Here is a 21656-nt window from a genome sequence, read left to right as displayed (position 1 = left end):
TGGATCGTCCAGCACGGTACGGCCCAGCACCTGGACGCCACCCGCATCGCGGTGGCCGGCGACTCCGTCGGCGGCAACATGAGCGCCGCGCTGACCCTGATGGCCAAGCAGCGCGGCGACGTCCCCCTCATCCAGCAGGTGCTCTTCTACCCGGTCACCGACGCCGGCTTCGACACCCCCTCCTACCACCAGTTCGCCGAGGGCTACTTCCTGCGCCGGGACGCCATGCAGTGGTTCTGGCAGCAGTACACGACCGACGCAGCCGAACGCGCCCAGATCACCGCCTCCCCGCTGCGCGCCACCCCCGGCCAGCTCGCCGGGCTGCCCCCGGCCCTGGTCATCACCGGCGAGGCCGACGTCCTGCGCGACGAGGGCGAGGCGTATGCCGCCAAGCTGCGCGCCGCCGGCGTCCCCGTCACCGCCATCCGCTACCAGGGCATCATTCACGACTTCGTCATGCTCAACGCCCTGCGCGAAACCCACGCCGCCGACGCCGCCATCAAACAGGCCATCGACACCCTGCGCACCGCGCTCGGCACTGCCTGAGCACCCGGCCACAGGGCGGGCCCGGCGCTCCAACGGGCCCGCCCCGGCGGCCACTTCCGCCCGCGGTAAGCACGGCGTTTGACCATGGCCGGGCCGGGGACCCGGTCCCCGAGCATCGACGCAGAAGGAAGATGAACCGCCGTGACCACCCACACCGACGACAAGCTCGTCATTCGCCGACCCAAGACCGGCTGGTCGAAGGCACGCGACCGCCGCGGCGCGGGCAATGTGCGGACCTGCCTGCCCGCCGTGCTGGACGACAGCACCCCCCGGACGGCCACCGAGTGCAACATCGTGCGGGGCGAGGACTGACCGGCCGCTTTACCGCCCGTACACCGTCTGCATGGCACACCCTTAACCAGGAAGCCGACGTACCAACGGTCGCTTTACAGCGATCGACGCTATGGTGAAGCAGATGAAGGCTCTCGTGCTGTCCGGCGGTGCCGGTACACGCCTCCGGCCGATCACGCACACATCGGCCAAGCAACTGGTGCCCGTGGCCAACAAGGCCGTGCTCTTCTACGGACTGGAGTCCATCGCCGCCGCCGGCATCACCGAGGTCGGCGTGATCGTGGGCGACACCGCCGCCGAGATCCAGGAAGCGGTCGGCGACGGATCCAAGTTCGGTCTGGAGATCACCTACATCCCCCAGGAGCGGCCCCTCGGGCTGGCCCACGCGGTGCTGATCGCGCGGGACTGGCTCGGCGACGACGACTTCGTGATGTACCTCGGCGACAACTTCATCGTCGGCGGCATCACGCCGCTGGTCGACGAGTTCCGCAGAAACCGGCCCGACGCCCAGATCCTGCTCACCCAGGTGGCCGATCCGCGCTCCTTCGGCGTCGCCGAACTCGACGCCTCCGGCCAGGTCGTCGGCCTGGAGGAGAAACCCGAGCATCCCAAGAGCGACTTCGCCCTCGTCGGCGTCTACCTGTTCACCCCGCTCATCCACGAGGCAGTCCGCGCCATCCGCCCCTCCTGGCGGGGCGAACTGGAGATCACCCACGCCATCCAGCACCTCATCGACACCCACGCCGACGTCCGCTGCACGGTCATCAAGGGCTACTGGAAGGACACCGGGAACGTCGTCGACATGCTCGAGGTCAACCGCTCCGTCCTGGAGGGCGTCGACCGGCGCATCGACGGCGAGGTGGACGAGGAGTCCGAGACGATCGGGCGGGTCGTGGTGGAGGAGGGCGCGCGCATCGAGCGCTCCCGCATCGTCGGCCCGGTGGTGATCGGCGCCGGGACCGTGGTCCAGGACTCCTACGTCGGCCCGTTCACCTCCGTCGCGGAGAACTGCCGGATCACCGACAGCGAGCTGGAGTTCTCCATCGTGCTGCGCGACTCCTCGATCCTCGGCGTCGGCCGCATCGAGAACTCCCTGATCGGCAGGCACGTCGAGGTGACGCCCGCGCCCAGCGTGCCCAGCGCCCACCGTCTCGTCCTCGGCGACCACAGCAAGGTGCAGATCCACACATGAACCTCCTCGTGACCGGCGCCGCCGGTTTCATCGGCTCCTGCTACGTCCGCACCCTGCTCGCCGAGAGCGGGCCCGACGCGCCGCGGATCACCGTGCTGGACAAGCTGACCTACGCCGGAAACCTCGACAACCTCGAACTGGGCCACCCCCGGCTGGACTTCGTGCAGGGCGACATCCGCGACGCCGAACTCGTCGACAAGCTGATGGGCGAGGCCGACCAGGTCGTGCACTTCGCCGCCGAGTCCCACGTCGACCGTTCGATCACCGGCGCCACCGACTTCGTGCTGACCAACGTGGTGGGCACCCAGACCCTCCTCGACGCGGCCCTGCGCCACCGGGTGGAGCCCTTCGTCCACATCTCCACCGACGAGGTCTACGGCTCCATCGACTCCGGCTCCTGGCCGGAGGACCACCCGCTGCGCCCCAACTCGCCCTACTCCGCGTCCAAGGCCTCCTCCGACCTGCTCGCCCTCGCCTACCACCGCACCCACGGCCTGGACGTCCGCGTCACCCGCTGCTCCAACAACTACGGCCCGCACCAGTACCCCGAGAAGGTCATCCCGCTGTTCGTCACCAACCTCCTCGACGGCCTGAAGGTCCCGCTGTACGGCGAAGGCCTCAACGTCCGCGACTGGCTGCACGTCGAGGACCACGTCCAGGGCGTGGAACTGGTGCGGACGCAGGGCCGCCCGGGGGAGGTCTACAACATCGGCGGCGGCACCGAGCTGAGCAACAAGGAGCTCACCGGCCTGCTCCTGGAGGCCTGCGGGGCCGGCTGGGACCGGGTCGAGTATGTCGAGGACCGCAAGGGCCACGACCTGCGCTACTCGGTCGACTGGAGCAAGGCCCGCGACGAGTTGGGCTACCGCCCCCGCCACGACTTCGCCACCGGCCTCGCCGACACCATCGCCTGGTACCGGGACAACAGAGCCTGGTGGGAGCCCCTGAAGCGGCGGTCGGCATGAGGTGGCTGGTCACCGGCGCCGCCGGCATGCTCGGCCGGGACACGGTCGAGGAGCTGCTGCGGCGCGGCGAGGACGTCACCGGCGTCGACCACGCGGCCCTGGACATCACCCAACCCCTCGCCGTCGAGGGCGCGTTGGCCGGCCACCGCCCCGAGATCGTCGTCAACTGCGCCGCTTACACCGCCGTCGACGACGCCGAGACCGACGAGGACCGCGCCCTGCGCATCAACGGCGACGGGCCCCGCCACCTCGCCCGCGCCTGCGCCGCCCACGGCGCCCGCCTGATCCACGTCTCCACCGACTACGTCTTCGCCGGCGACGCCGACACCCCGTACCCGGAGGACCACCCGACCGCGCCGCGCACCGCCTACGGCCGCACCAAACTCGCCGGCGAGCGCGCCGTCGCCGAGGAACTCCCCACATCGAGTGCAATCGTGCGAACGGCTTGGCTCTACGGCGTCCACGGGCGTAGTTTCGTCCGCACGATGATCGACCTGGAGTCCCGCCGCGACACCCTCGACGTCGTCGACGACCAGCGTGGGCAGCCCACCTGGAGCGCGGACGTCGCCACCCGCCTCGCCGACCTCGGCCCGCACCTGGCCCGCGGCGCGAGCGGCGTCTTCCACGCCACCAGCTCCGGCGAGGCCAGCTGGTACGAGCTGGCCCGGGAGATCTTCGACGGCCTGGGCGCCGACCCCGACCGGGTGCGTCCCGTCGGCAGCGGGGCCTTCCCGCGCCCGGCGCCCCGCCCCGCATACAGCGCCCTGGACCACGGCCGCTGGCAGGAGCTCGGCCTGCCGCCCCTGCGCGACTGGCGCGCCGCCCTGCACGAGGCACTTCCCCTGATCCGCAAGGAGTCCCCTTCGTGAAACGCCATGAGTTCCTGCGGGAACTGCACAAGGTCACCGCCAACCGCAACTACCTGGAGATCGGGGTGAACGACGGCCGCAGCCTCAAGCTGTCGCGCGTCCCCAGCATCGCGGTCGACCCCGCGTTCAAGGTGGTCACGGAGATCAAGTGCGACGTCCACCTGGTGAAGGCCACCAGCGACGACTTCTTCGCCCGCGACAACCCCCTGCAGCACCTGCGCGGCGGCCGGCACCCCCTGCGCAACCTGCGCCGGGGCCGCAGCCCGCTCGGTTACTGGCGGCGCACCACGCTCGACCTGGCGTTCATCGACGGCATGCACCTGTTCGAGTACGCGCTGCGGGACTTCATCAACATCGAGAAGCACGCCGACTGGGCCAGCGTGATCGTCTTCGACGACATGCTGCCGCGCAGCATCGACGAGGCGGCCCGCGACCGGCACACCACCGCCTGGACCGGCGACGTCTACAAGGTCATCGAGATCCTGAACCGCTACCGCCCGGACCTGGTGACCGTCCTGGTCGACACCCAGCCCACCGGCCAGCTGGTCGTCTTCGGCGCCGACCCCAAGAACACCGTCCTCAAGGACAAGTACGACGAGATCATCGCCGAGTTCGAGGCGCCCGACCCGCAGAAAGTGCCCGAGGCGGTCCTGGAGCGGGTCAAGGCGGTCACCCCGGAGACGCTGACGGGAGCCGACTTCTGGCGCCCGCTGGTCCGCGCCCGCAACCGCGGACTGAGCCGCTCCCGCGGCTGGAAGGCGCTGAGCTCGGCCCTGGAGCCGTTCGCCGTCAGCCGCTGAACGGCCGCCCGGTCAGCTTCTCGTAGTGGGCGACGCAGGCTTCGTACGACGGCAGCAGCCCGGTCCGCCGGGCCTCGGCCAGCGACGGAGCCTGCGCGTCCTTCGGGGACAGCACCGGGGTGATGCCCTCGGGCCAGGTGATGCCCAGCTCCGGGTCGAGCGGGTCGATGCCGTGCTCCCGCTCGGGCGCGTACCCGGTCGAGCACAGGTACACCACCGTCGCGTCGTCCGTCAGGGCCATGAAGGCGTGCCCGAGCCCCTCGGCGAGGAACAGCGCGTGCCGCGTGTCGTCGTCGAGACGCACCGCCTCCCACTGCGCGAACGTCGGCGAGCCGACCCGCAGGTCCACCACCACGTCGAGGATCGCGCCGCGCACACAGGTGACGTACTTGGCCTGCCCCGGGGGCACGTCCGAGAAGTGCACCCCGCGCACCACACCCCAGCGCGAGACCGAGCAGTTGGCCTGCGCGAGCGACAGGTCGTACCCGGTGGCCTCCTGGAACTCCGTCCCGCGGTACCACTCGTGGAAGCTGCCCCGCTCGTCCGGGAAGACCTTCGGCTCCAGCGCCCACGCGCCGGCAATCCCCAGTGATCGCAACCTCTCACACCTTTCGGGCCTTGGCACGGGACGACGTACGACGCCCCAGGACGGCGGCGAGCGTCCGCCGGGTCAGCCGGACCAGCCGCTGCACGAACGACGGCCGGGGAGTCCGTACCACCTTCACCTGGTTCGCGTCCGCGCGCAGGGACAGCGGCAGCGGCAGGAAGCGCGGCTCGGCGGCCTCCGGCGCCGCGCACAGCGCGGTCCGCCAGGTCGCGCCGCTCAGCTCACCGGCCGGCAGAGCGGCCTCCAGCACCGCCCCGTCCCCGGCCGGCACGAGCGTGGCCGACGTGTCCACCGACCGGTCCGACGAGGTCAGCCGCAGCAGTACGGCTGTGTCGCCGGGGACGTGCAGCGGCAGGGGCGCGCGCAGCCGGCCGCCGGAGACGGTGACCTGCTCGGGGTCGAGGCGGCCGAGGCCGAGACGCTTGCTGGCGCGGTCGACGTCCAGGGAGAGATTGCCGTGCTGGTCGGTCCAGTACGGCAGCGCCACCCGCCCGCCCACGACCGCCGCGGACGAGGCGGCACGGGCCTTGCGCGGGCCGGGCCCGACCCGGGCCTCCTTGCTCCAACCCCCCAGCCGCACCCGGGCGTAGGTGTCCCACAGCCCGGAGTTCAGCGGGCCCCCGTCGATCGCTCGGGCCGGGTCGACCCCGGCCGTGGCGCGCAGCACCAGCCGGACCTTGCCGCTGTCCTCGACCGGCACGATCTCCCGGGTGACCTCGATCGGCTGGAAGTACTGGGCGCCGGTGGAGCGTTCACGCACCAGCAGGTCCAGGGTGGCCCGGCCGAACTGGGCGACGGTGTCGGCGCCCACCCAGGCCTGCGCCTCGGCGACGTCCGGCGGCGGACCGCCCAGCGGGGCGCGCACCCCGCCGCCGGGGAACGTCAGCGGCGCGCCGCCCGCGGTGAACTCCGCGGCCAGGTCGATGCGCAGCGCGCCCTCGTGCCACCGGATGCTCCCGGGCGTGGCCTTGAGGGTGAGCCCGGCCTCCCACTCGGCGAACGTGACGACGTCCTCGTACCGGTCGGCGGCGATCAGCGCGGAGACCACCTGCTGGGTCGGCTGGAGACCGGCGGCGACACCGGGGCCGAAGCGCTCGGCGGTGATGTGGTGGATCTCCTGGAACAGCTTGCGCCGGTAGTCGTCCGGCATCTTCAGGAACCGCTTGCCGCGCAGCCGCTCCACCATCTCGACCCGCAGCCACCGCCGGTGCAGGCTGTCACGGACGTCGCCCGGCTCGGTGTACTCCTCGACGACGTCGAGCGCCTCGCGCAGGTTCTTGAAGTAGCCGGCCGGGTCGAACTGCTGGATGCCCGCGTTCGCCTCGTCGTCGCGCCGGATGTGGTAGTAGCAGACGTAGTCGCCGATCACGGAGACGTTGGCGGCGCGCAGAAACGCCTCCACCACGAAGACGTGGTCCTCCAGGCGCCGCCTGCCCTCCGGGAAGCGCAGCCCGGTCTCGTCGAGGAACGCCTTCCGGAACATCTTGTGCGGGGTGAGGCTGTCGATGAGCGGGGCGTTCTCCACGGAGGCGCGCGGGCGGTTCTGCCGGAACAGCTCCACCGGCACGGACCGGCCCTTGCCCGCCATCTTGCCGACGATCACGTCGGCGCCGTTGGCCACCCCGTAGCCGTACATCCGCTCCAGGGCCTCTTCGCCGAGCGAGTCGTCGTTGTCGACGAACATCACGAACTCGCCCCGGGCGGCGGCGATACCGACGTTGCGCGGCTTGCCGGACCAGCCGGAGTTCTCCTGGTGTATGACCTGGACCCGGGGTTCCTTGGCGGCGAGCTCGTCGAGCCGGGCCGGGGTCTGGTCGGTGGAGCCGTCGTCGACGAAGATGACCTCGTACTCGTCCGGAGGCAGGGACTGCTTGAGCAGCGAGGCGATGCAGTCCTCGATGTAGGGCCCCGGGTTGTAGACCGGGACGATGACGCTGACCTTGACCGGCATCGGGCTTCCGAGCCCCCTCGGTTCGCTCGCCGTGAGTTGTGGTGCGGTGGCCAGATGCTATCCCGGCCGGGGGCTTTGTCCCACCTTCCCCTGCCTGTTTGATCCCTTTCGGGTCTCGCTCAGCCGTGCGTCTTTGCGAGGAGTTGAAGGATCTCGTCCGTGCTGCCGGTCTCGCCCAGCCGGGGGAAGATCCGCTCCACGCTGTTCCTGTGGCCCTCGGGGCTCATGTCACTCATCGCGTCCGTGGCGAGAGTGACGTGATAGCCGTGCTCATGGGCGGCGCGCGCGGTCGACTCCACGCCGATGCCGGTGGCGATGCCGGTCAGCACGATCTGCGTGACACCGCGGCGGCGCAGCTGCACGTCGAGACCGGTGCCGTGGAAGGCGCCCCAGTTTGCGCTTGGTGACGGTGATGTCCCCGGGGTGACCGGCCAGTTCGGGGACGATCTCGTCCCAGCCCTCGGGCCGGGCGCCTGCTCGCGGGGCTGCCTCGGTGCGCCCGGGCACGATGTCCGCGCCGTCGGCGGCGAAGGAGACCCGCACCAGGACGACGGGCAGGCCGTGGGCGCGGAACGCGTCGGCGAGCCGGGCCGTGCGGGCCACCACTTCGGCGCCGGTGTACGGCTGGGTGGGGGCGCCGACGATGCCGGCCTGGAGGTCGATCGCCACGAGGGCGGTGCGCTGGTCGAGGGCGGTGACGGTCATGGGAATGCGGGCCTTTCGAGTGTGCTCGGGGGAAGCGGCGGGGGCGTCGGGCGCCGCTGTCACGGTCCGGTCAGGCGCTCCAGCAGCGCGAGGCCGTCCAGGACCGTCTGCCGCTCCGCCTCCGTGAACCGGTCCTGCAGGGCCCGCGCGAGCCATTCCTCGCGGGCCTGCCGGTCGCCCGCGACGCGCAGGCGTCCGGCCTCGGTGAGGGTGACCAGCTGGCGGCGGCCGTCGTCCGGGTCGGGACTGCGCCGGATGAGCCCTTGCCGGTCGAGGGCGGCGAGCGTCGTCGCCATCGACTGCGGGCGTACGCCCTCCGCCGTGGCCAGCGCGCTCGCCGTGGCGGCGCCGTGCTTGGCCACCAGGGTGAGCGCGGAGACCTGCGGCGGAGTGAGCTCGTCGTCCTCCGCGACCTCCCGGATCCGGCGGCGCAGCCGGCTGAACACCACCCGCAGATCCCGCGCGGCACGCGCGGCGGACTCGGTGATGCCCTCGGAAGGGCCGGCGGGCTGTACGTCCATGCCCTCACCGTAAAACCATCAGCCGAAACTGTCCAGTCCAGACTGAACAGCCCCAGCTGTAGATCTGGATCGCCACACCGTCGGACGCGCCCCTAGGCTGAATCCGTGCGCCTGCTCCTCATGTCCGACACCCATCTCCCCAAGCGCGCGAAAAGGCTGCCCGACCAGCTCCTCGCCCAACTCCCGCGCGTCGACGTCGTGTTCCACGCCGGGGACTGGGTCGACACGGACACCCTCGACCTGCTGGAGAGCCGCAGCCACCGGCTGGTCGCCGTGTACGGCAACAACGACGGGCCCGCGCTGCGCGAGCGGCTGCCCGAGGTGGCGTACGCCGAGATCGGCGGCCTGCGTTTCGGGGTCGTGCACGAGACCGGCGCGGCGCAGGGCCGCGAGGCGCGCTGCGCGGCCCGCTTCCCCGACCTGGACGTGCTGGTCTTCGGGCACAGCCACATCCCGTGGGACACCACCGCCCCCGGCGGTCTGCGGCTGCTCAACCCCGGCTCACCGACCGACCGCCGGCGCCAGCCGCACTGCACCTACCTGACCGCCACCGCGGCCGACGGCCGGCTCACGGACGTACAGCTGCACCGGTTGCCCCCGAGATAGCCGCCGGTTTCGGCGCACCCGCGCGGGGCACCCGCCGGGAACATGGCTGATACACCGGTAACGCTTCTGAGGCGCGCGGTGGATCCCGCCCGGCACGCGGGATCGCCGCGCACCGTCCTCGTCGTGATGTGCGCCGGGTACTTCCTGGTGCTGCTCGACGTCACGATCGTCAACGTCGCGCTGCCCGCCATCGGTTCGGGCCTGGGCGCCGACGTCGGCGGCCTGCAGTGGGTAGTCGACGGCTACGCGCTCGCCCTCGCCTCCCTCATGCTGACCAGCGGCACGGCCGGCGACCTCTACGGGCACCGGCGCGTGGTCCTCGCCGGCCTCGCCGTGTTCGGGGCGGCCTCGCTCGCCTGCGGGCTGGCTCCCGGCATTCCCGTGCTGGTCGCCGCGAGGGTGGCGCAGGGCGTGGGTGCGGCGCTGCTGCTGCCCGGCACGCTGGCCATCATCAGCCGGGCCTTCCCCGACGACGCGGCCCGCGCACGCGCGATCGGCGTCTGGGCGGGCATCGGCAGCCTGGCGCTGCCCGCGGGCCCGCTGCTCGGCGGCGCGCTCACCGAGGCCTTCGGCTGGCGGGCGATCTTCCTGCTCAACGTGCCGATCGTGCTGGTCGCCCTGGTGTGGGCCGCCGCGACCGTGCGGGAGAGCCGCGAGGAGCGGGCCCGCCGCCTCGACCTGCCCGGCGTGCTGCTCGGCGGTCTGCTCCTGCTGGCCACGACGTACGCCTTCATCGAGGGCGGACGCGCGGGCGCCGGCAGTCCGCAGGTGCTGGTGGCCGTCCTGGTCGCGGTCCTCGCCCTGCCCGCGCTGGCCCTGGCCGAACTCCGGCGCGGGGACGACGCGATGCTGCCGGTGTCGCTGCTGCGCCGCCCCGCCTTCGACGCGGCGAACGTGACCGCCGGGATCATGAACCTGGGCACCCTCGGCACCCTCTTCGTGCTGATGCTGTTCCTGCAGTCGGTCCAGCACCGCTCGGCGCTGCTCGCGGGCCTGGCGGTCATCCCGCTGTTCGCCCCGCTGGCGGTCATCGCGCCCTTCGGTGGCCGTATCACCAGCCGGATCGGCGCCCGCCTGCCGGCCGCCGCCGGACTGCTCATCGCCACCGCCGGCCTCGCCCTGCTGGTGCGCGCCGGAGCCCACTCGGCGTATCCGGTCCTGCTGCCCGGGTTCCTGTTGTGGGGCACCGGCATGGGCCTGCTGACCCCGGCCGTCGTCGCCGCGGCCATCGAGGCGGTACCCGGCGAACGCGCCGGGCTGGCCTCCGGCATGAACAACACCGCACGTCAGACCGGCGGCGCGATAGGCATCGCGGTGGCGGGCGCGGTCGCGGGGCAGCCCGCCGACGGGACGCGCTTCGTACGGGGATTCCACGCCGTCGCACTGGGAGCGGCAGGTCTCTACGCCGCGGCCGCCGTGCTGGCGCTGGTCCTGCTGCCCGGGGCGCTGTTCCCGGGCGGCGAGAGGTGATCCGATCGGCGCCGGGGCAAGATCCGGGCCGCTTCAGGAGAATGGAAGCGGCCCGGGCGCTGCGAGTGTGTGTGCGCTGTCACGGACCTCCTTCCCACAGAGGTGCTTTGTGCCGCGACTACCCTTCCGGGGGCCGGCTCACACATCCCGGTGCGGGGGAGTTCGAAGGCGCCGTCAGTGCCGCCGCCGGCGCCGTATCCGAGCGAACACCACCGCCACCAGAACCACACCCGCCACCCCCACGGCGGCCCGTTTGGCCACCGGCACCCCCGCGGTGCGGAACAGGTCGAGGGGCTCTGGCTCCTCCCGTTTCTGCTCCTGCTCCTCCGTCACCGGCACGGCCGGCTCGGTGATCCGCTCGGACAGGCACTGCGCGAACTGGCCGACGAGACGGTCTCCCACCTCCGCCATCACCCCACGCCCGAACTGCGCCGGACGCCCGGTCACCGTCAGATCGGTGCGGACCGAGACGGTCGTACCGCCGTCGCTCTCGCTCAGCGTGCCGGTCACCGTGGCGCGTGCGGTGCCCTGGCCGCGGGTCTCCCGGCCACTCGCGATCAGCACCATGCGGTGCGCCGACTCGTCCTGCTCCTCGAAGACGGCGGTGCCCTTGTAGGTCACGGTGATCGGGCCCACCTTGACCTTCACCGAGCCGGTGACCGTCTTGCCGTCGTACTCCTCGACGGCGGCCCCGGGCATGCAGGGCGCCACCCGCTCGATGTCGAGGAGTGTGTGCCAGGCGTCGTCGACCGGGACCGGCACGGTGAACTCGTGGTGCAGTTCCATGACTTCCTCCAACGGGCCTTACGTCGACGGATGGATGGCCCCGGCCGTGGCCGCGAGCGGTGTGCCGCTGCCGCCCCAGCGCAGGGCGACGATCTCGGCGGCGACGGACACGGCGACCTCCTCGGGCGTACGGGCCCCGAGGTCGAGGCCGACGGGGGAACGCAGCCGGGCCAGCTCGGCGTCGGTGAGCCCGGCTTCGACCAGGCGTTTCATCCGGTCGTCGTGGGTACGGCGGCTGCCCATCGCCCCGATGTACGCGGCCGGCCGGCGCAGCGCCTCCTCCAGCAGCGGTACGTCGAACTTGGGGTCGTGGGTGAGGACGCAGATCACCGTGCGCTCGTCGGTGTCCGTGTCCCGGAGGTAGCGGTGGGGCCAGTCGACGACCACCTCGACGGCGCCCGGGAAGCGCTTGGGCGTGGCGAACACCGGGCGGGCATCGCACACGGTGACCCGGTAGCCGAGGAAGCTGCCGATGCGGGCGACGGCGGCCGCGTAGTCGATGGCGCCGAAGACCAGCATGCGCGGGGGCGGCGCGAAGGAGTGCAGGAAGACGGTGACGGTGTCCTCGCGGCGCTCGCCGCGCGGGCCGTAGTGGCGCAACCCCGTGGCGCCGAGGGCCAGTTCGCCGCGCGCGTCGGCGGTGACGGCGACGTCCAGGCCGGTCGAGCCCAGCGTGCCGGCCACCCTGTCCGGCCAGACGGCGAGGGTCGCTCCAACCGACGCGGGCCCGTCGGTCACCGTCGCCACGGTCACCGGGCGGCCCGCGGCGACCGACTCCGCGACCTCGGCGAACCCGGGGTCGGTCGCCCGCGTCACCGGACGGACCAGCAGGGTGATCTCGCCGCCGCAGGTCAGGCCTACCGCGAAGGCGTCCTCGTCGCTGTACCCGAAGGTCTCCAGACGGGCCTCGCCGCTCTCCACGACCTCCTTGGCCAGTTCGAACACCGCGCCCTCGACACAGCCCCCGGACACGCTCCCCACCGCCTCGTCGCCGGGCCCCACGGCCATGGCCGCGCCGGGGTCGCGCGGCGCGCTGCGGCTCACGCCGACGACCGTCGCCAGGCCGAACGGCACCTCGGCCGCGTACCACTCGGCCAGCGTCGGCAGAATCTCACGCACGTTCCGCTCCTTCCACGGGGGCCGCCTCGGCCCCCTGGGCCCTGTCGTCGGATTCCCGCCTGCCCGGCTGTGCCTGGCACGCACGCTCGCCCCGCACCACCGCGGCCAGCCGCTCCAGCGCCGCCAGGCTGTGTCCCTCGACGAACGCGTCCACGCTCGGCAGGGCCGCCGCCATCCCGGCCGCCAGCGGCGCGTAACCGGGCCGCGCCTTGCGGGGGTTGGCCCAGATCACCCGGTGGGCGAGCCGGTGCAGACGGCGCATCTGGGCGCCGAGCAGCTCCGGGTCGCCGCGCTCCCAGCCGTCCGACAGCAGCACCACGACCGCGCCGCGCGCCATGCCCCGCTGCCCCCAGCGGTCCAGGAACTCCCGCAGCAGCTCTCCGAGCCGGGTGCCGCCGCGCCAGTCGGGCACGGCCGCCGCGAGCGCGGTCATCGCCAAGTCGGGGTCGCGGTGCGAGAGTTCACGGGTCACGCGGGTCAGCCGGGTGCCGATCGTGAACACCTCCGTACGGCTTCCACGGGTGGCCGCGTGCGCGAACCGCAGCAGCGCGTCGGCGTACGGAGCCATCGAACCGCTGACGTCCACGAGCAGGACCACCCGCCGCGGCCGGTCCGTCCGGGCGTGCCGCCGCAGCCGCGCCGGTTCCCCGCCGCGCCGCAGCAACTCCCGTACCGTCCGGCGCGGATCGACCTGCCCGCGCCGGGCCGGCCGCCGCCGCGCACTGCGACGCGTCTCGCCACGCAGGGCGAACGCGGCCAGCAGCCGGCGCAGTTGCTCCCGCTCGGCGGAGTCCAGCTCGACGACGTCGCGGTGGCGGAGCACCTCGGTCGAGCTGGCAAGCGCAGCGGCGGGCGGGGCGGGTTGGTGGTCGGGCCGGGTGGTGCTACGAGGCACGGGACCGTCCCTGACGACGAGCCGCGGCCGGGGCGGGGGAGCCGTGGCCATGGTCCGCCCGTTGGGCACGGCGCCGTCGAAGTAGGCGGCGAAGACCCGCTCGTACCGCTCCAGATCGTCCCGCCCACCGCACAGGGTCAGCCGCCCCGCCCAGTACACGTCCGCCCGCAGCCCCGGCCGCAGCTCGCCGACGGCCCGCAGAAAGGCGTACACCCGCTCGGAGCTCGCATCCACTCCGGCCGCCCGCAGCGCACGGGCGAAGCCGAGGAGGACCGCGTCGCCCGGCGCGGGCTCGGGCCACCCGCTTCCCGGCCTCGACCCGCCGCCCATGCCGCTCACGCTCCCCGAGCGGCGAGCACCGCGGTCAGATCCAGTCCCCGCGCCCGTTCCGCGTCCTCCCGGTACTTCAGGACCGAGCCCAGTGTCGCCACCGCCAGCTCCGCGTCCACCTCGTCCGCGCCCAGCGCGTCGAGAGCCTGCGCCCAGTCGATCGTCTCGGCCACGCCCGGCGGCTTGAGCAGGTCCTGCGAGCGCAGCTCCTGCACCAGCGCGGTCACCTGTTCCGCCAGGCGGGCCGAGACGCCTGGCAACCGCCGCCGTACGATGGCCAGTTCGCGGGCGAAGCCGGGATGGTCGAACCAGTGGTACAGGCAGCGCCGTTTGAGCGCGTCGTGCACCTCGCGGGTGCGGTTGGACGTCAGCACGACCACCGGGGGAGTCTCGGCGCGCAGGGTGCCGAGCTCCGGGATCGTCACCGAGAACTCCGACAGCAGCTCAAGGAGGAACGCCTCGAACTCGTCGTCGGCCCGGTCGATCTCGTCCACCAGCAGCACAGACGGCTGTGTCTCCAGCGCCTTCAGCAGTGGCCGGGCTACCAGGAAGCGGCGGTCGTACAGCTCGCTCTCGAGGCGCTCCGCGTCCTTCACGCCGGCCGCCTCGGCGGCCCGCAGGTGCAGCAGCTGACGTGGGAAGTCCCAGTCGTACAGGGCCTGCGAGGCATCGATGCCCTCGTGGCACTGCAGGCGGATCAGCGGTGCACCGAGCGCCTCGGCGAAGGCCGAGGCGAGCGCCGTCTTTCCGACGCCCGCGTCGCCCTCGCAGAAGATCGGCCGGTGCAGCCGCAGGGCCAGGAAGCAGGCGACGGCCAGCCCGTCGTCGACGAGGTACCCCGTCTCCTCCAGGCGGGCCCGCACCCGCTCCGGGCCGTCGATGTCCGCGATCGCCTCTCACCCCATTCCGGAGGCGGCCAGCACCGCCCGTTTGGTCAGCACCCGCGCCAGCTGCTCCCGGTACTCGGACGACGCGGACACGTCCTGCGCGGGCCGGGTCCCCTCCGCCGCCGCGTCCGAGGCCTGGGTGATGGCCTGCGCGTCCCCGGCCCCGGCGAGGGCCTCCTCGGCCGCGGTGGCCCGCAGCGGGGTCGCGCCCATGTTGGTCAGGCCGACCCGGGCCTCGGCGATCCGCCCGTTGTCGCGCCGCACCAGCGCGGCCACGCCGACGATCGCGTAGGCCTGCGCGACCCGGTGGAACTTCTCGTAGTGGAAGCCCCAGCCGTCCGTCTTCGGCACCCGCACCTCGACGAGGAGCTCGTCGGGTTCCAGGGCGGACTGGAGGTAGTCCACGAAGAAGTCCCGGGCCGCAATCGTGCGCCGACCGCGCGGGCCCTGCGCGACCAGTTCGGCGTTCAGCGCCAGTACGACCGCCGGGAGGTCCCCGGCCGGGTCGGCGTGCGCGAGCGAGCCGCCGAGCGTGCCCCGGTGCCGTACCGCCGGATCCGCGACCGTCGCCGTGGCGGCCGCGAGCAGGCCCGCGTGGCGGCGGACCAGCGGGTCCCGGACGACGTCGTGGTGGGTGGTCATCGCGCCGATGGCGAGGGTGTCGCCGTCCTCGCGCACCCCGCGCAGCTCGGGGATGCGGCCGACGTCCACGACCAGCTCGGGGAAGGCCAGCCGCAGCCTCAGCAGCGGCAGCAGGCTCTGCCCGCCGGCGAGCACCTTCGCGTCCTCGCCCGCGTCCGCGAGGGCGCGCACCGCCTCGTCGACGCTGCTCGGCCGGGCGTAGTCGAATGCCGGAGGAATCATGACCGGGCCTCCCTCACCGCTCGCCAGACCCGTTCGGGCGTACAGGGCATCCGGATGTCGTGGACGCCGAAGGGCCGCAGCGCGTCCACGATCGCGTTCACCACGGCCGGAGTCGAGGCGATCGTGCCCGCCTCGCCAACTCCCTTGACCCCCAAGGGGTTCGAGGTCGCCGGCGTCTCCGTCCGCTCCGTCGTGAACTCGGGCAGGTCGACCGCCGACGGCACCAGGTAGTCGGCCATCGTGCCGGAGACCAGGTTGCCTTCGTCGTCGTACACGGCCTCCTCGTAGAGCGCCTGCGCGATGCCCTGCGCCAGCCCGCCGTGCACCTGGCCCTCGACGATCATCGGGTTGACGACCTTGCCGACGTCGTCGACACAGACGTACGACCTGATCCGCGTCTGTCCTGTCTCGGTGTCGACCTCGACCGCGCACAGGTGGGTGCCGTGCGGGTAGGAGAAGTTGTCGGGATCCACCAAGTGCTCGGCGTTGATGGTGGGTTCGAGGCCGTCGGGCAGGTCGTGCGAGGTGAACGTCTCGAAGGCGATCTCCTGGATCGTCTTGCGGGCGTCCGGCGAACCCTTCACGGAGAACACGCCGTTCGTGAACTCCAGGTCGTTCTCGTTCGCTTCGAGCAGATGCGCGGCGATCTTCCGTGCCTTGTCGACCACCTTCCGCGCCGCGTGGTGCACGGCCGCCCCGCCCACCACCAGCGAGCGCGAGCCGTACGTGTCCATGCCCTGCGGGGCCGCCTTGGTGTCGCCGTGCACCACTTCGACGTCCTCGAACGGCACGCCCAGCACATCCGCGGCGATCTGGCTCCAGCAGGTCACATGCCCCTGCCCGTGCGGGCTGGTGCCGGTGACCACCTCGACCTTGCCGGTCGGCAGCATCCGGATGGTGGCCGCGTCCCAGCCGCCGGCCGCGTACCGCAGATCCCGCAGCACCCGGCTCGGCGCGAGCCCGCACATCTCGGTGTACGTCGACACACCGATCCCGAGCCGCACGGAGTCCCCGCGGTGATTGCGGTCCGCCTGCTCGGCACGGAGTTTGTCGTAGTCGAACAGGGCGAGGGCCTTCTCGGTCGCCGCCTCGTAGTTGCCGCTGTCGTACGTCAGACCCGCGATGGACGTGTAGGGGAACTCCTCGTGCCCGATCCAGTTCCGGCGCCGCAACTCGACCGGATCCAGGCCGAGTTCGACCGCCAGCTCGTCCATGATCCGTTCGATGGCGTACGTCGCCTCGGGGCGCCCGGCGCCGCGGTAGGCATCGGTCGGCGTCCGGGTCGTGAAGACGCCGGTGCACGTGAAGTCGTAGGAGTCCATCTTGTAGATCGCCGGGTACATGAAGGCACCGAGGAGCGGGATGCCCGGGGTGACGAGCATCAGGTAGGCGCCCATGTCGGTGAGCAGGTCGACCTTGAGGCCGAGCAGCCTGCCGTCCCGCATCGCGGCGATCTCGACGTCCTGGATCATGCCGCGGCCGTGATGGGTGGCCAGGTAGCCCTCGGAGCGGGACTCGGTCCACTTCACCGGGCGGCCGATCTTCCGGGCGACCGCGAGGGCCAGGGCCTCCTCGCCATACACCTGGAGCTTGGAGCCGAAGCCGCCGCCCACGTCGGGGGCGATCACCCGGATCTTGTGCTCGGGGATGCCGGTGACCACGGCCATCATCACCCGCACGATGTGCGGGATCTGGGTGGAGGAGTAGAGCGTGTACTCGCCGGAGGAGGCGAGCGGGGTGACCACGACCGCGCGTGGCTCCATCGCGTTCGGGATGAGCCGCTGGTGGTGGTAGCGGCGCTTGACCGTGACCTCGGCGCGCTGCCGTACGGAGTCGAAGTCCTCGCCCGTCTTCAGGGGCCAGACGTAACTGCGGTTGGTGCCCTTGTCGGAGTGGACCAGCGGGGCGTCCTCGGCGAGCGCGGCCTCCAGGTCCAGGACCGGGGGCAGCGGCTCGTAGTCGACCTCGATCGCCTCCAGCGCGTCGGCGGCCGTGTACCGGTCCCGGGCCACCACGAGCGCCACCGGGTCGCCGGCGTAGCGCACCTCGTCGACCGCGATCGGCGGATGGTCGGGCAGCACGATGTCCTCGGTCACCGGCCAGGCGCAGGGCAGTGAGCCGAGGCCCTCGGCCAGGTCGGCGCCGCTGAACGCGGCGATGACGCCCGGGCGTTCGCGGGCCGGTGAGACGTCGACGCGGGTGATGCGGGCGTGCGCCATGGGGCTGCGCAGGATCGCCATGTGCAGCAGTCCGTTGACGCTGATGTTGTCGGTCCAGTTGGTCTGCCCGGTGATCAGCCGGGCGTCCTCCTTGCGCGGCCGGGCGCGCCCGACCTCCGGTTCCACGGTCTGGTCGGTCATGCCGGGACCTCCTGTTCGGAGGCGGCCTGGACGGCCCGCACGATGTTCTGGTAGCCGGTGCAGCGGCAGAGGTTGCCCTCCAGGCCGTGCCGGATCTCGTCCGCGCTGGGGTGCGGGTTCTCGCGCAGCAGGTCGCGGGCCGCCATGAGCATGCCCGGGGTGCAGTAGCCGCACTGCAGGGCGTGCTTCTCGTGGAAGGCCCGCTGCAGGGCCGACAGCTCCCCGTCCTTCGCCAGCCCCTCGACGGTGGTCACCTCACCGCCGTCCGCCTGGACGGCCAGCACCGAGCAGCTCTTGACGCTCACGCCGTCCAGTTCGACCGTGCACGCCCCGCAGTTCGAGGTGTCGCAGCCGATCGGGGTGCCGGACAGGCCGAGGCGGTCACGCAGGTAGTGGATCAGGAGAAGACGGGGTTCCACTTCGTCCTGGTAGGTCGTGCCGTCCACCTTCACCGAGATGTGGGTCATGTGCCCTCCAGTGGCCGTACGGGCGGAAAGTGAGGGAAACCAGCGACCAATCGTGATGTAGGTCACTCTATGACCGCGCACGTGAGGGGGCGAGTGGTCGGGCGGTGTTCGTTGACCGCTCAAAGAGCGGGTACGAAAATCCTGAAACTTACTCAATAGTCAGAAGTATTGACGATGTCCGGAGATCGCCGGACTGTAGTGGACATGCCGAATATCCGGGCTCGTCTGCTCGTTGTTCTGGTTGTCCTCAGTGGATTGCTCGCGGTCGTGGGCGTCTCACCCGCCTCCGCCGCCACCGTCCCCGACTCCCTCTCCTTCGACGGCACGGCGCTCACCGTCTCGAACGGCCACTTCGTCGACGGCAACGGCCGCGAGGTCGTGCTGCGCGGCTACAACGTCTCCGGCGAGACCAAGCTGGAGGAGAACAGCGGCCTGCCCTTCGCCTCGGTCGCCGACGCGAAGAAGTCGGCCACCGCACTGCGCGCCCTGGGCGGCGGCAACTCCGTCCGCTTCCTGCTCTCCTGGGCCCACGCCGAACCCGCGCAGGGCCAGGTCGACACCGCGTACCTGGCCGCCGCCACCGACCAGATGCGCGCCTTCCTCGACGCCGGTATCCGCGTCTACCCCGACTTCCACCAGGACCTCTACTCCCGCTACCTGTTCAACTCCGGCAGCTGGTACACCGGCGACGGCGCTCCCGAGTGGGCGGTGGAGCTGGGCGACTACCCGCAGGAGTCCTGCGGGATCTGCCTGTTCTGGGGTCAGAACATCACCCAGAACGGGGCGGTCAAGGCCGCCCAGTACGACTTCTGGCACAACAACCACGGTCTCCAGGACGCCTTCCTGGCCACCGCCCAGAAGACCATGACGTACATCCGGCAGAACCTGAGCACCGAGGAGTTCACCGGCGTCGTCGGCTTCGACCCCTACAACGAGCCGTACGCCGGCACCTACGACTCCGGGCAGACCTCCCGCACCTGGGAGCAGAGCCTGCTGTGGCCCTTCTACCAGAAGTTCCGGGCCCGGATGGACGCGGCCGGCTGGCAGGACAAGCCCGCCTTCGTCGAGCCGAACCTCTTCTGGAACGCCAACATCGACTCCCAGAAGCAGGAGGGCGGACTGCTCGACGCCGGCACGCTCGGCTCGCGCTACGTCTTCAACACCCACTTCTACGACCAGAAGGCCATCTCCGGGATCCTGATGTGGGGCAACGCCTCCGACGGGCAGTACTCGACGGACTTCGGCACGATCCGCGACCGGGCGTCGGCCGCGGCGACGACGGCGATCGTCAGCGAGTTCGGCCACCCGCTGTCCGGGACGGTCGCGGGCAAGGCGCCCACCGTCCTCAAGGCGATGTACCAGGCCCTCGACTCCCGTCTGCCGGGCTCCAGTTGGTGGTCGAACCCGTCCGCCTCCGGTCCGGTGCTCTCCGGCAGCCAGTGGCAGTGGGACATCTACAACGGCCGTCACCACGAGCTGATGAACGACAACCCCGACAAGGTGCAGACCTCCGGCGACGCCTGGAACGACGAGGACCTGTCGGCCGTCGACATGACCGACTCGGGAACGGTGACGCTCCGTCAGGACGCCCGTCTCCTCGACCGTCTCTACCCGAGCGCCACCGCCGGCACGACCCTCGCCTTCACCTACGAGGACCGCTCGCGCGACGGTTCGACCACCCTGACCTGGAACCCGGTGCCGAGCTCACTGCCGAACGTGTCCCAGCTGGTCGGCTCCGGCCAGTACGGGCTGCTGGTCTGGAAGTCGGGCTCCGGCTCGGCACCCACCGAGCTCCACTTGCCGGCGTCCTTCCCGACCGCGGCGACCACGGTGGTCTCCGACCTCGGCACGGTCTACGGCCCGCCGTCGTACACGAGCTCCACACCGGTCGGCGCCGCTCTCGAGCCGGGCGGCACCGGCAGCCGCCGGCTGCTGCTGACCGACTCCGACTCGGGCGTCCTGCACTACGCGCTGGTCACCAACGGGGCGACCTCCCCGTCGGCCAGCCTGCTCAGCGCGGCCAAGTCCGAGCTGGCGGCCTGGGCGGCGGCACGCTTCTGACCGGGCGATCCGGGCGGGCCCGCTAGCCGGGGACCTTCTCCGACACACCCGCCCGGGACTCCTCCGCCGGGGCGCCACGACCCGCGTCGCGCATACGGCCGTACGCATAGACACAGCCCGCGAGCGCGAGGTCGGACAGCAGCATGAAGCCGATCGAGTACGAGTTCTTGGCGCTGTAGACCGCACCCATCACCAGCGGCGGGACGAAGCCGCCGAGGCCGCCCATCGCGCCGACGATGCCCGTCACGCTGCCCACTTGCGGCTGCGGGGTGACCCGAGCGACCAGGGCGAACACCGAGCCGCTGGCCGTGCCGAGGCCGGCCGCCATCACCAGCAGGCAGATCGTCGCGCCGGGCGTCAGCGCGGGGTCGAAGGCCTGGACGACCGCGAGGAGCGCCACGACGCCCAGGGCGAAGGAGGTGACCACCGCCGGGTGCACGCGGTCGGCGAGCCAGCCGCCGATGGGCCGGAACACCACGGTGACCACCGCGAACCCGGCCGCCTTGGTGCCCGCGTCGGTGGGGCTGAGCTCGTACCAGGTCTTGAGATATGTCGGCAGGTAGACGCCGAACGCGACGATCCCGCCGAAGCCGATCGCGTAGAGCGCGGACAGCTCCCAGGTCACCCGCAGCCGGCCGGCCTGAGCGAGGCGCTGGGCGAGCGGGGTGGACGGGATCGGGCGGCCGGGGCGGTCGTTGATCAGCAGGGCCGCGAGCACGGCGTAGACCGCGAGGGCGATCGCGAGGACCAGGAAGGGGAGGTTCTCGCTGTGCTTGAACATGCGCGGCGTGAAGTACCCGGACGCGGCCACACCGCCCATGCCCATGCCGAAGACGCCGAGTGCGGCGCCCCGGTGGGCCGGCGGGAACCAGGCGTTGACCAGGGGGACGCCGATGGCGAAGGTCGTACCGCCCAGGCCGAGGAAGAAGCCGACCGCGATGAGGGCGCCGTAGGAGCTCTTCGCCGGGATCAGCAGCAGGACCGGCACGATCGTCAGCGCGCTCAGCAGCGGGAACATCAGACGGGCGCCGTAGCGGTCGGTGAGGGCGCCGACCGGGATACGGCCCACCGAGCCGACCAGGACCGGGACGGCGACCAGCAGCGACTGGGCGGACGAGCTCATGTGCAGGCGGTCGTCGAAGTCGCCGGCCAGCGGGGCGATCAGGTTCCAGGCCCAGAAGGTCAGACCGAAGCCGAGGGTCGCCATCACCAGGTTGCGCCAGGCCGCGGCGGGCGGCCGGTCCGTCGTGGCCGACAGGTCGCTGATGGGGCCGGTCATGGGCACGCTCCCAGCTACGCCGTGCGGGCACCCGCGGCCGACGGCGGCGCGGGCGCATCCGATCTCCCGACAATCGATCCCATGA

General features: G+C 71.9%; 20 protein-coding genes and 1 pseudogene. 9 read left to right on the top strand and 12 right to left on the bottom strand.

Translation table 11 applies throughout. The features are described from left to right. The 6 genes from ABZ848_RS21755 to ABZ848_RS21730 all read left to right on the top strand — a co-directional run. The coding region (locus tag ABZ848_RS21755) for an alpha/beta hydrolase (protein WP_360834120.1) at window positions 1-546 on the top strand (546 nt) is incomplete at its 5' end. A 141-nt stretch (window positions 547-687) separates the two neighbouring features. Next, a complete protein-coding gene (locus tag ABZ848_RS21750) occupies window positions 688-858 on the top strand; it encodes a hypothetical protein (RefSeq protein ID WP_360834118.1) in 171 nt (56 codons plus the stop codon). Between the two features lie 103 nt (window positions 859-961). Then, window positions 962-2029, top strand: a complete 1068-nt coding sequence (locus ABZ848_RS21745) for a glucose-1-phosphate thymidylyltransferase (protein ID WP_360834116.1) — start codon at window positions 962-964, stop codon at window positions 2027-2029. Further along, window positions 2026-2994 (top strand): dTDP-glucose 4,6-dehydratase, encoded by a 969-nt coding sequence (rfbB, locus tag ABZ848_RS21740; RefSeq protein ID WP_360834114.1) that lies wholly within the window; start codon window positions 2026-2028, stop codon window positions 2992-2994. The genes ABZ848_RS21745 and rfbB overlap by 4 nt, the downstream gene beginning before the upstream one ends. Next, a complete protein-coding gene (gene rfbD / locus ABZ848_RS21735) occupies window positions 2991-3863 on the top strand; it encodes a dTDP-4-dehydrorhamnose reductase (RefSeq protein WP_360834112.1) in 873 nt (290 codons plus the stop codon). Before rfbB ends, rfbD begins: the two co-directional genes overlap by 4 nt. After that, entirely contained in the window at window positions 3860-4663 is an 804-nt protein-coding gene (locus ABZ848_RS21730) for a class I SAM-dependent methyltransferase (protein WP_360834110.1), read from the top strand. Before rfbD ends, ABZ848_RS21730 begins: the two co-directional genes overlap by 4 nt. Here the strand turns inward: ABZ848_RS21730 and rfbC are convergent. From rfbC to ABZ848_RS21710, 4 genes and pseudogenes are all read right to left on the bottom strand, one after another. Beyond that, window positions 4653-5261, bottom strand: coding sequence for a dTDP-4-dehydrorhamnose 3,5-epimerase (rfbC, locus tag ABZ848_RS21725; protein WP_360834108.1), 609 nt, complete (start codon window positions 5259-5261; stop codon window positions 4653-4655). The genes ABZ848_RS21730 and rfbC overlap by 11 nt on opposite strands. Window positions 5262-5265: 4 nt before the next feature. After that, a complete protein-coding gene (locus ABZ848_RS21720; RefSeq protein WP_360834106.1) occupies window positions 5266-7221 on the bottom strand; it encodes a glycosyltransferase family 2 protein in 1956 nt (651 codons plus the stop codon). Window positions 7222-7340: 119 nt separating this feature from the next. Further along, window positions 7341-7926, bottom strand: a pseudogene (locus tag ABZ848_RS21715) (hydrolase). Window positions 7927-7985: 59 nt separating this feature from the next. Next, window positions 7986-8447 (bottom strand): MarR family transcriptional regulator, encoded by a 462-nt coding sequence (locus ABZ848_RS21710; protein WP_360834104.1) that lies wholly within the window; start codon window positions 8445-8447, stop codon window positions 7986-7988. Window positions 8448-8552: 105 nt separating this feature from the next. Here ABZ848_RS21710 and ABZ848_RS21705 point away from each other — a divergent pair, with 105 nt between their 5' ends. Together ABZ848_RS21705 and ABZ848_RS21700 are read left to right on the top strand one after the other, a co-directional pair. Beyond that, a complete protein-coding gene (locus ABZ848_RS21705; protein ID WP_360834102.1) occupies window positions 8553-9053 on the top strand; it encodes a metallophosphoesterase in 501 nt (166 codons plus the stop codon). 78 nt (window positions 9054-9131) lie between these two features. Beyond that, complete coding sequence (locus ABZ848_RS21700; protein WP_360834100.1) at window positions 9132-10523, top strand: MFS transporter; 1392 nt, start codon at window positions 9132-9134, stop codon at window positions 10521-10523. Between the two features lie 174 nt (window positions 10524-10697). Here the strand turns inward: ABZ848_RS21700 and ABZ848_RS21695 are convergent, their stop codons facing one another. Genes ABZ848_RS21695 through ABZ848_RS21665 form a run of 7 tightly spaced genes read right to left on the bottom strand, consistent with a single transcriptional unit; the run spans window position 10698 to window position 18231 of the window. Further along, window positions 10698-11309 carry an SRPBCC family protein gene (locus ABZ848_RS21695; protein WP_360834098.1) on the bottom strand — a complete coding sequence of 204 codons (612 nt, stop codon included), beginning with the start codon at window positions 11307-11309 and terminating at the stop codon, window positions 10698-10700. Window positions 11310-11327: 18 nt separating this feature from the next. Continuing rightward, the gene (locus ABZ848_RS21690; protein ID WP_360834096.1) at window positions 11328-12428 is read right to left on the bottom strand and encodes an XdhC/CoxI family protein; all 1101 of its coding nucleotides are present in this window, start codon (window positions 12426-12428) and stop codon (window positions 11328-11330) included. After that, window positions 12421-13653 (bottom strand): VWA domain-containing protein, encoded by a 1233-nt coding sequence (locus tag ABZ848_RS21685; RefSeq protein WP_360834094.1) that lies wholly within the window; start codon window positions 13651-13653, stop codon window positions 12421-12423. The genes ABZ848_RS21690 and ABZ848_RS21685 overlap by 8 nt, the downstream gene beginning before the upstream one ends. Before the next feature lie 5 nt (window positions 13654-13658). Next, window positions 13659-14516 carry a MoxR family ATPase gene (locus tag ABZ848_RS21680; RefSeq protein ID WP_360834092.1) on the bottom strand — a complete coding sequence of 286 codons (858 nt, stop codon included), beginning with the start codon at window positions 14514-14516 and terminating at the stop codon, window positions 13659-13661. 33 nt (window positions 14517-14549) lie between these two features. Beyond that, window positions 14550-15404, bottom strand: a complete 855-nt coding sequence (locus ABZ848_RS21675) for a xanthine dehydrogenase family protein subunit M (RefSeq protein ID WP_360834090.1) — start codon at window positions 15402-15404, stop codon at window positions 14550-14552. Further along, window positions 15401-17764 carry a molybdopterin cofactor-binding domain-containing protein gene (locus tag ABZ848_RS21670; RefSeq protein ID WP_360834088.1) on the bottom strand — a complete coding sequence of 788 codons (2364 nt, stop codon included), beginning with the start codon at window positions 17762-17764 and terminating at the stop codon, window positions 15401-15403. Before ABZ848_RS21670 ends, ABZ848_RS21675 begins: the two co-directional genes overlap by 4 nt. Next, window positions 17761-18231, bottom strand: coding sequence for a (2Fe-2S)-binding protein (locus tag ABZ848_RS21665; RefSeq protein ID WP_360834086.1), 471 nt, complete (start codon window positions 18229-18231; stop codon window positions 17761-17763). The genes ABZ848_RS21670 and ABZ848_RS21665 overlap by 4 nt, the downstream gene beginning before the upstream one ends. Before the next feature lie 204 nt (window positions 18232-18435). On the opposite strand from ABZ848_RS21665, the gene ABZ848_RS21660 reads away from it, so the two are divergent. Then, complete coding sequence (locus ABZ848_RS21660) at window positions 18436-20292, top strand: endoglycosylceramidase (protein WP_360834084.1); 1857 nt, start codon at window positions 18436-18438, stop codon at window positions 20290-20292. 22 nt (window positions 20293-20314) lie between these two features. Here ABZ848_RS21660 and ABZ848_RS21655 read toward each other — a convergent pair whose 3' ends face one another. Continuing rightward, window positions 20315-21571 (bottom strand): MFS transporter, encoded by a 1257-nt coding sequence (locus ABZ848_RS21655; protein WP_360834082.1) that lies wholly within the window; start codon window positions 21569-21571, stop codon window positions 20315-20317. Window positions 21572-21656 lie beyond the last annotated feature (85 nt).

The organism is Streptomyces sp. NPDC047081, assembly GCF_040643775.1.
In the GTDB taxonomy this organism is placed as follows: domain Bacteria; phylum Actinomycetota; class Actinomycetes; order Streptomycetales; family Streptomycetaceae; genus Streptomyces.
This window is presented reverse-complemented; position numbering and strand designations above follow the sequence as displayed.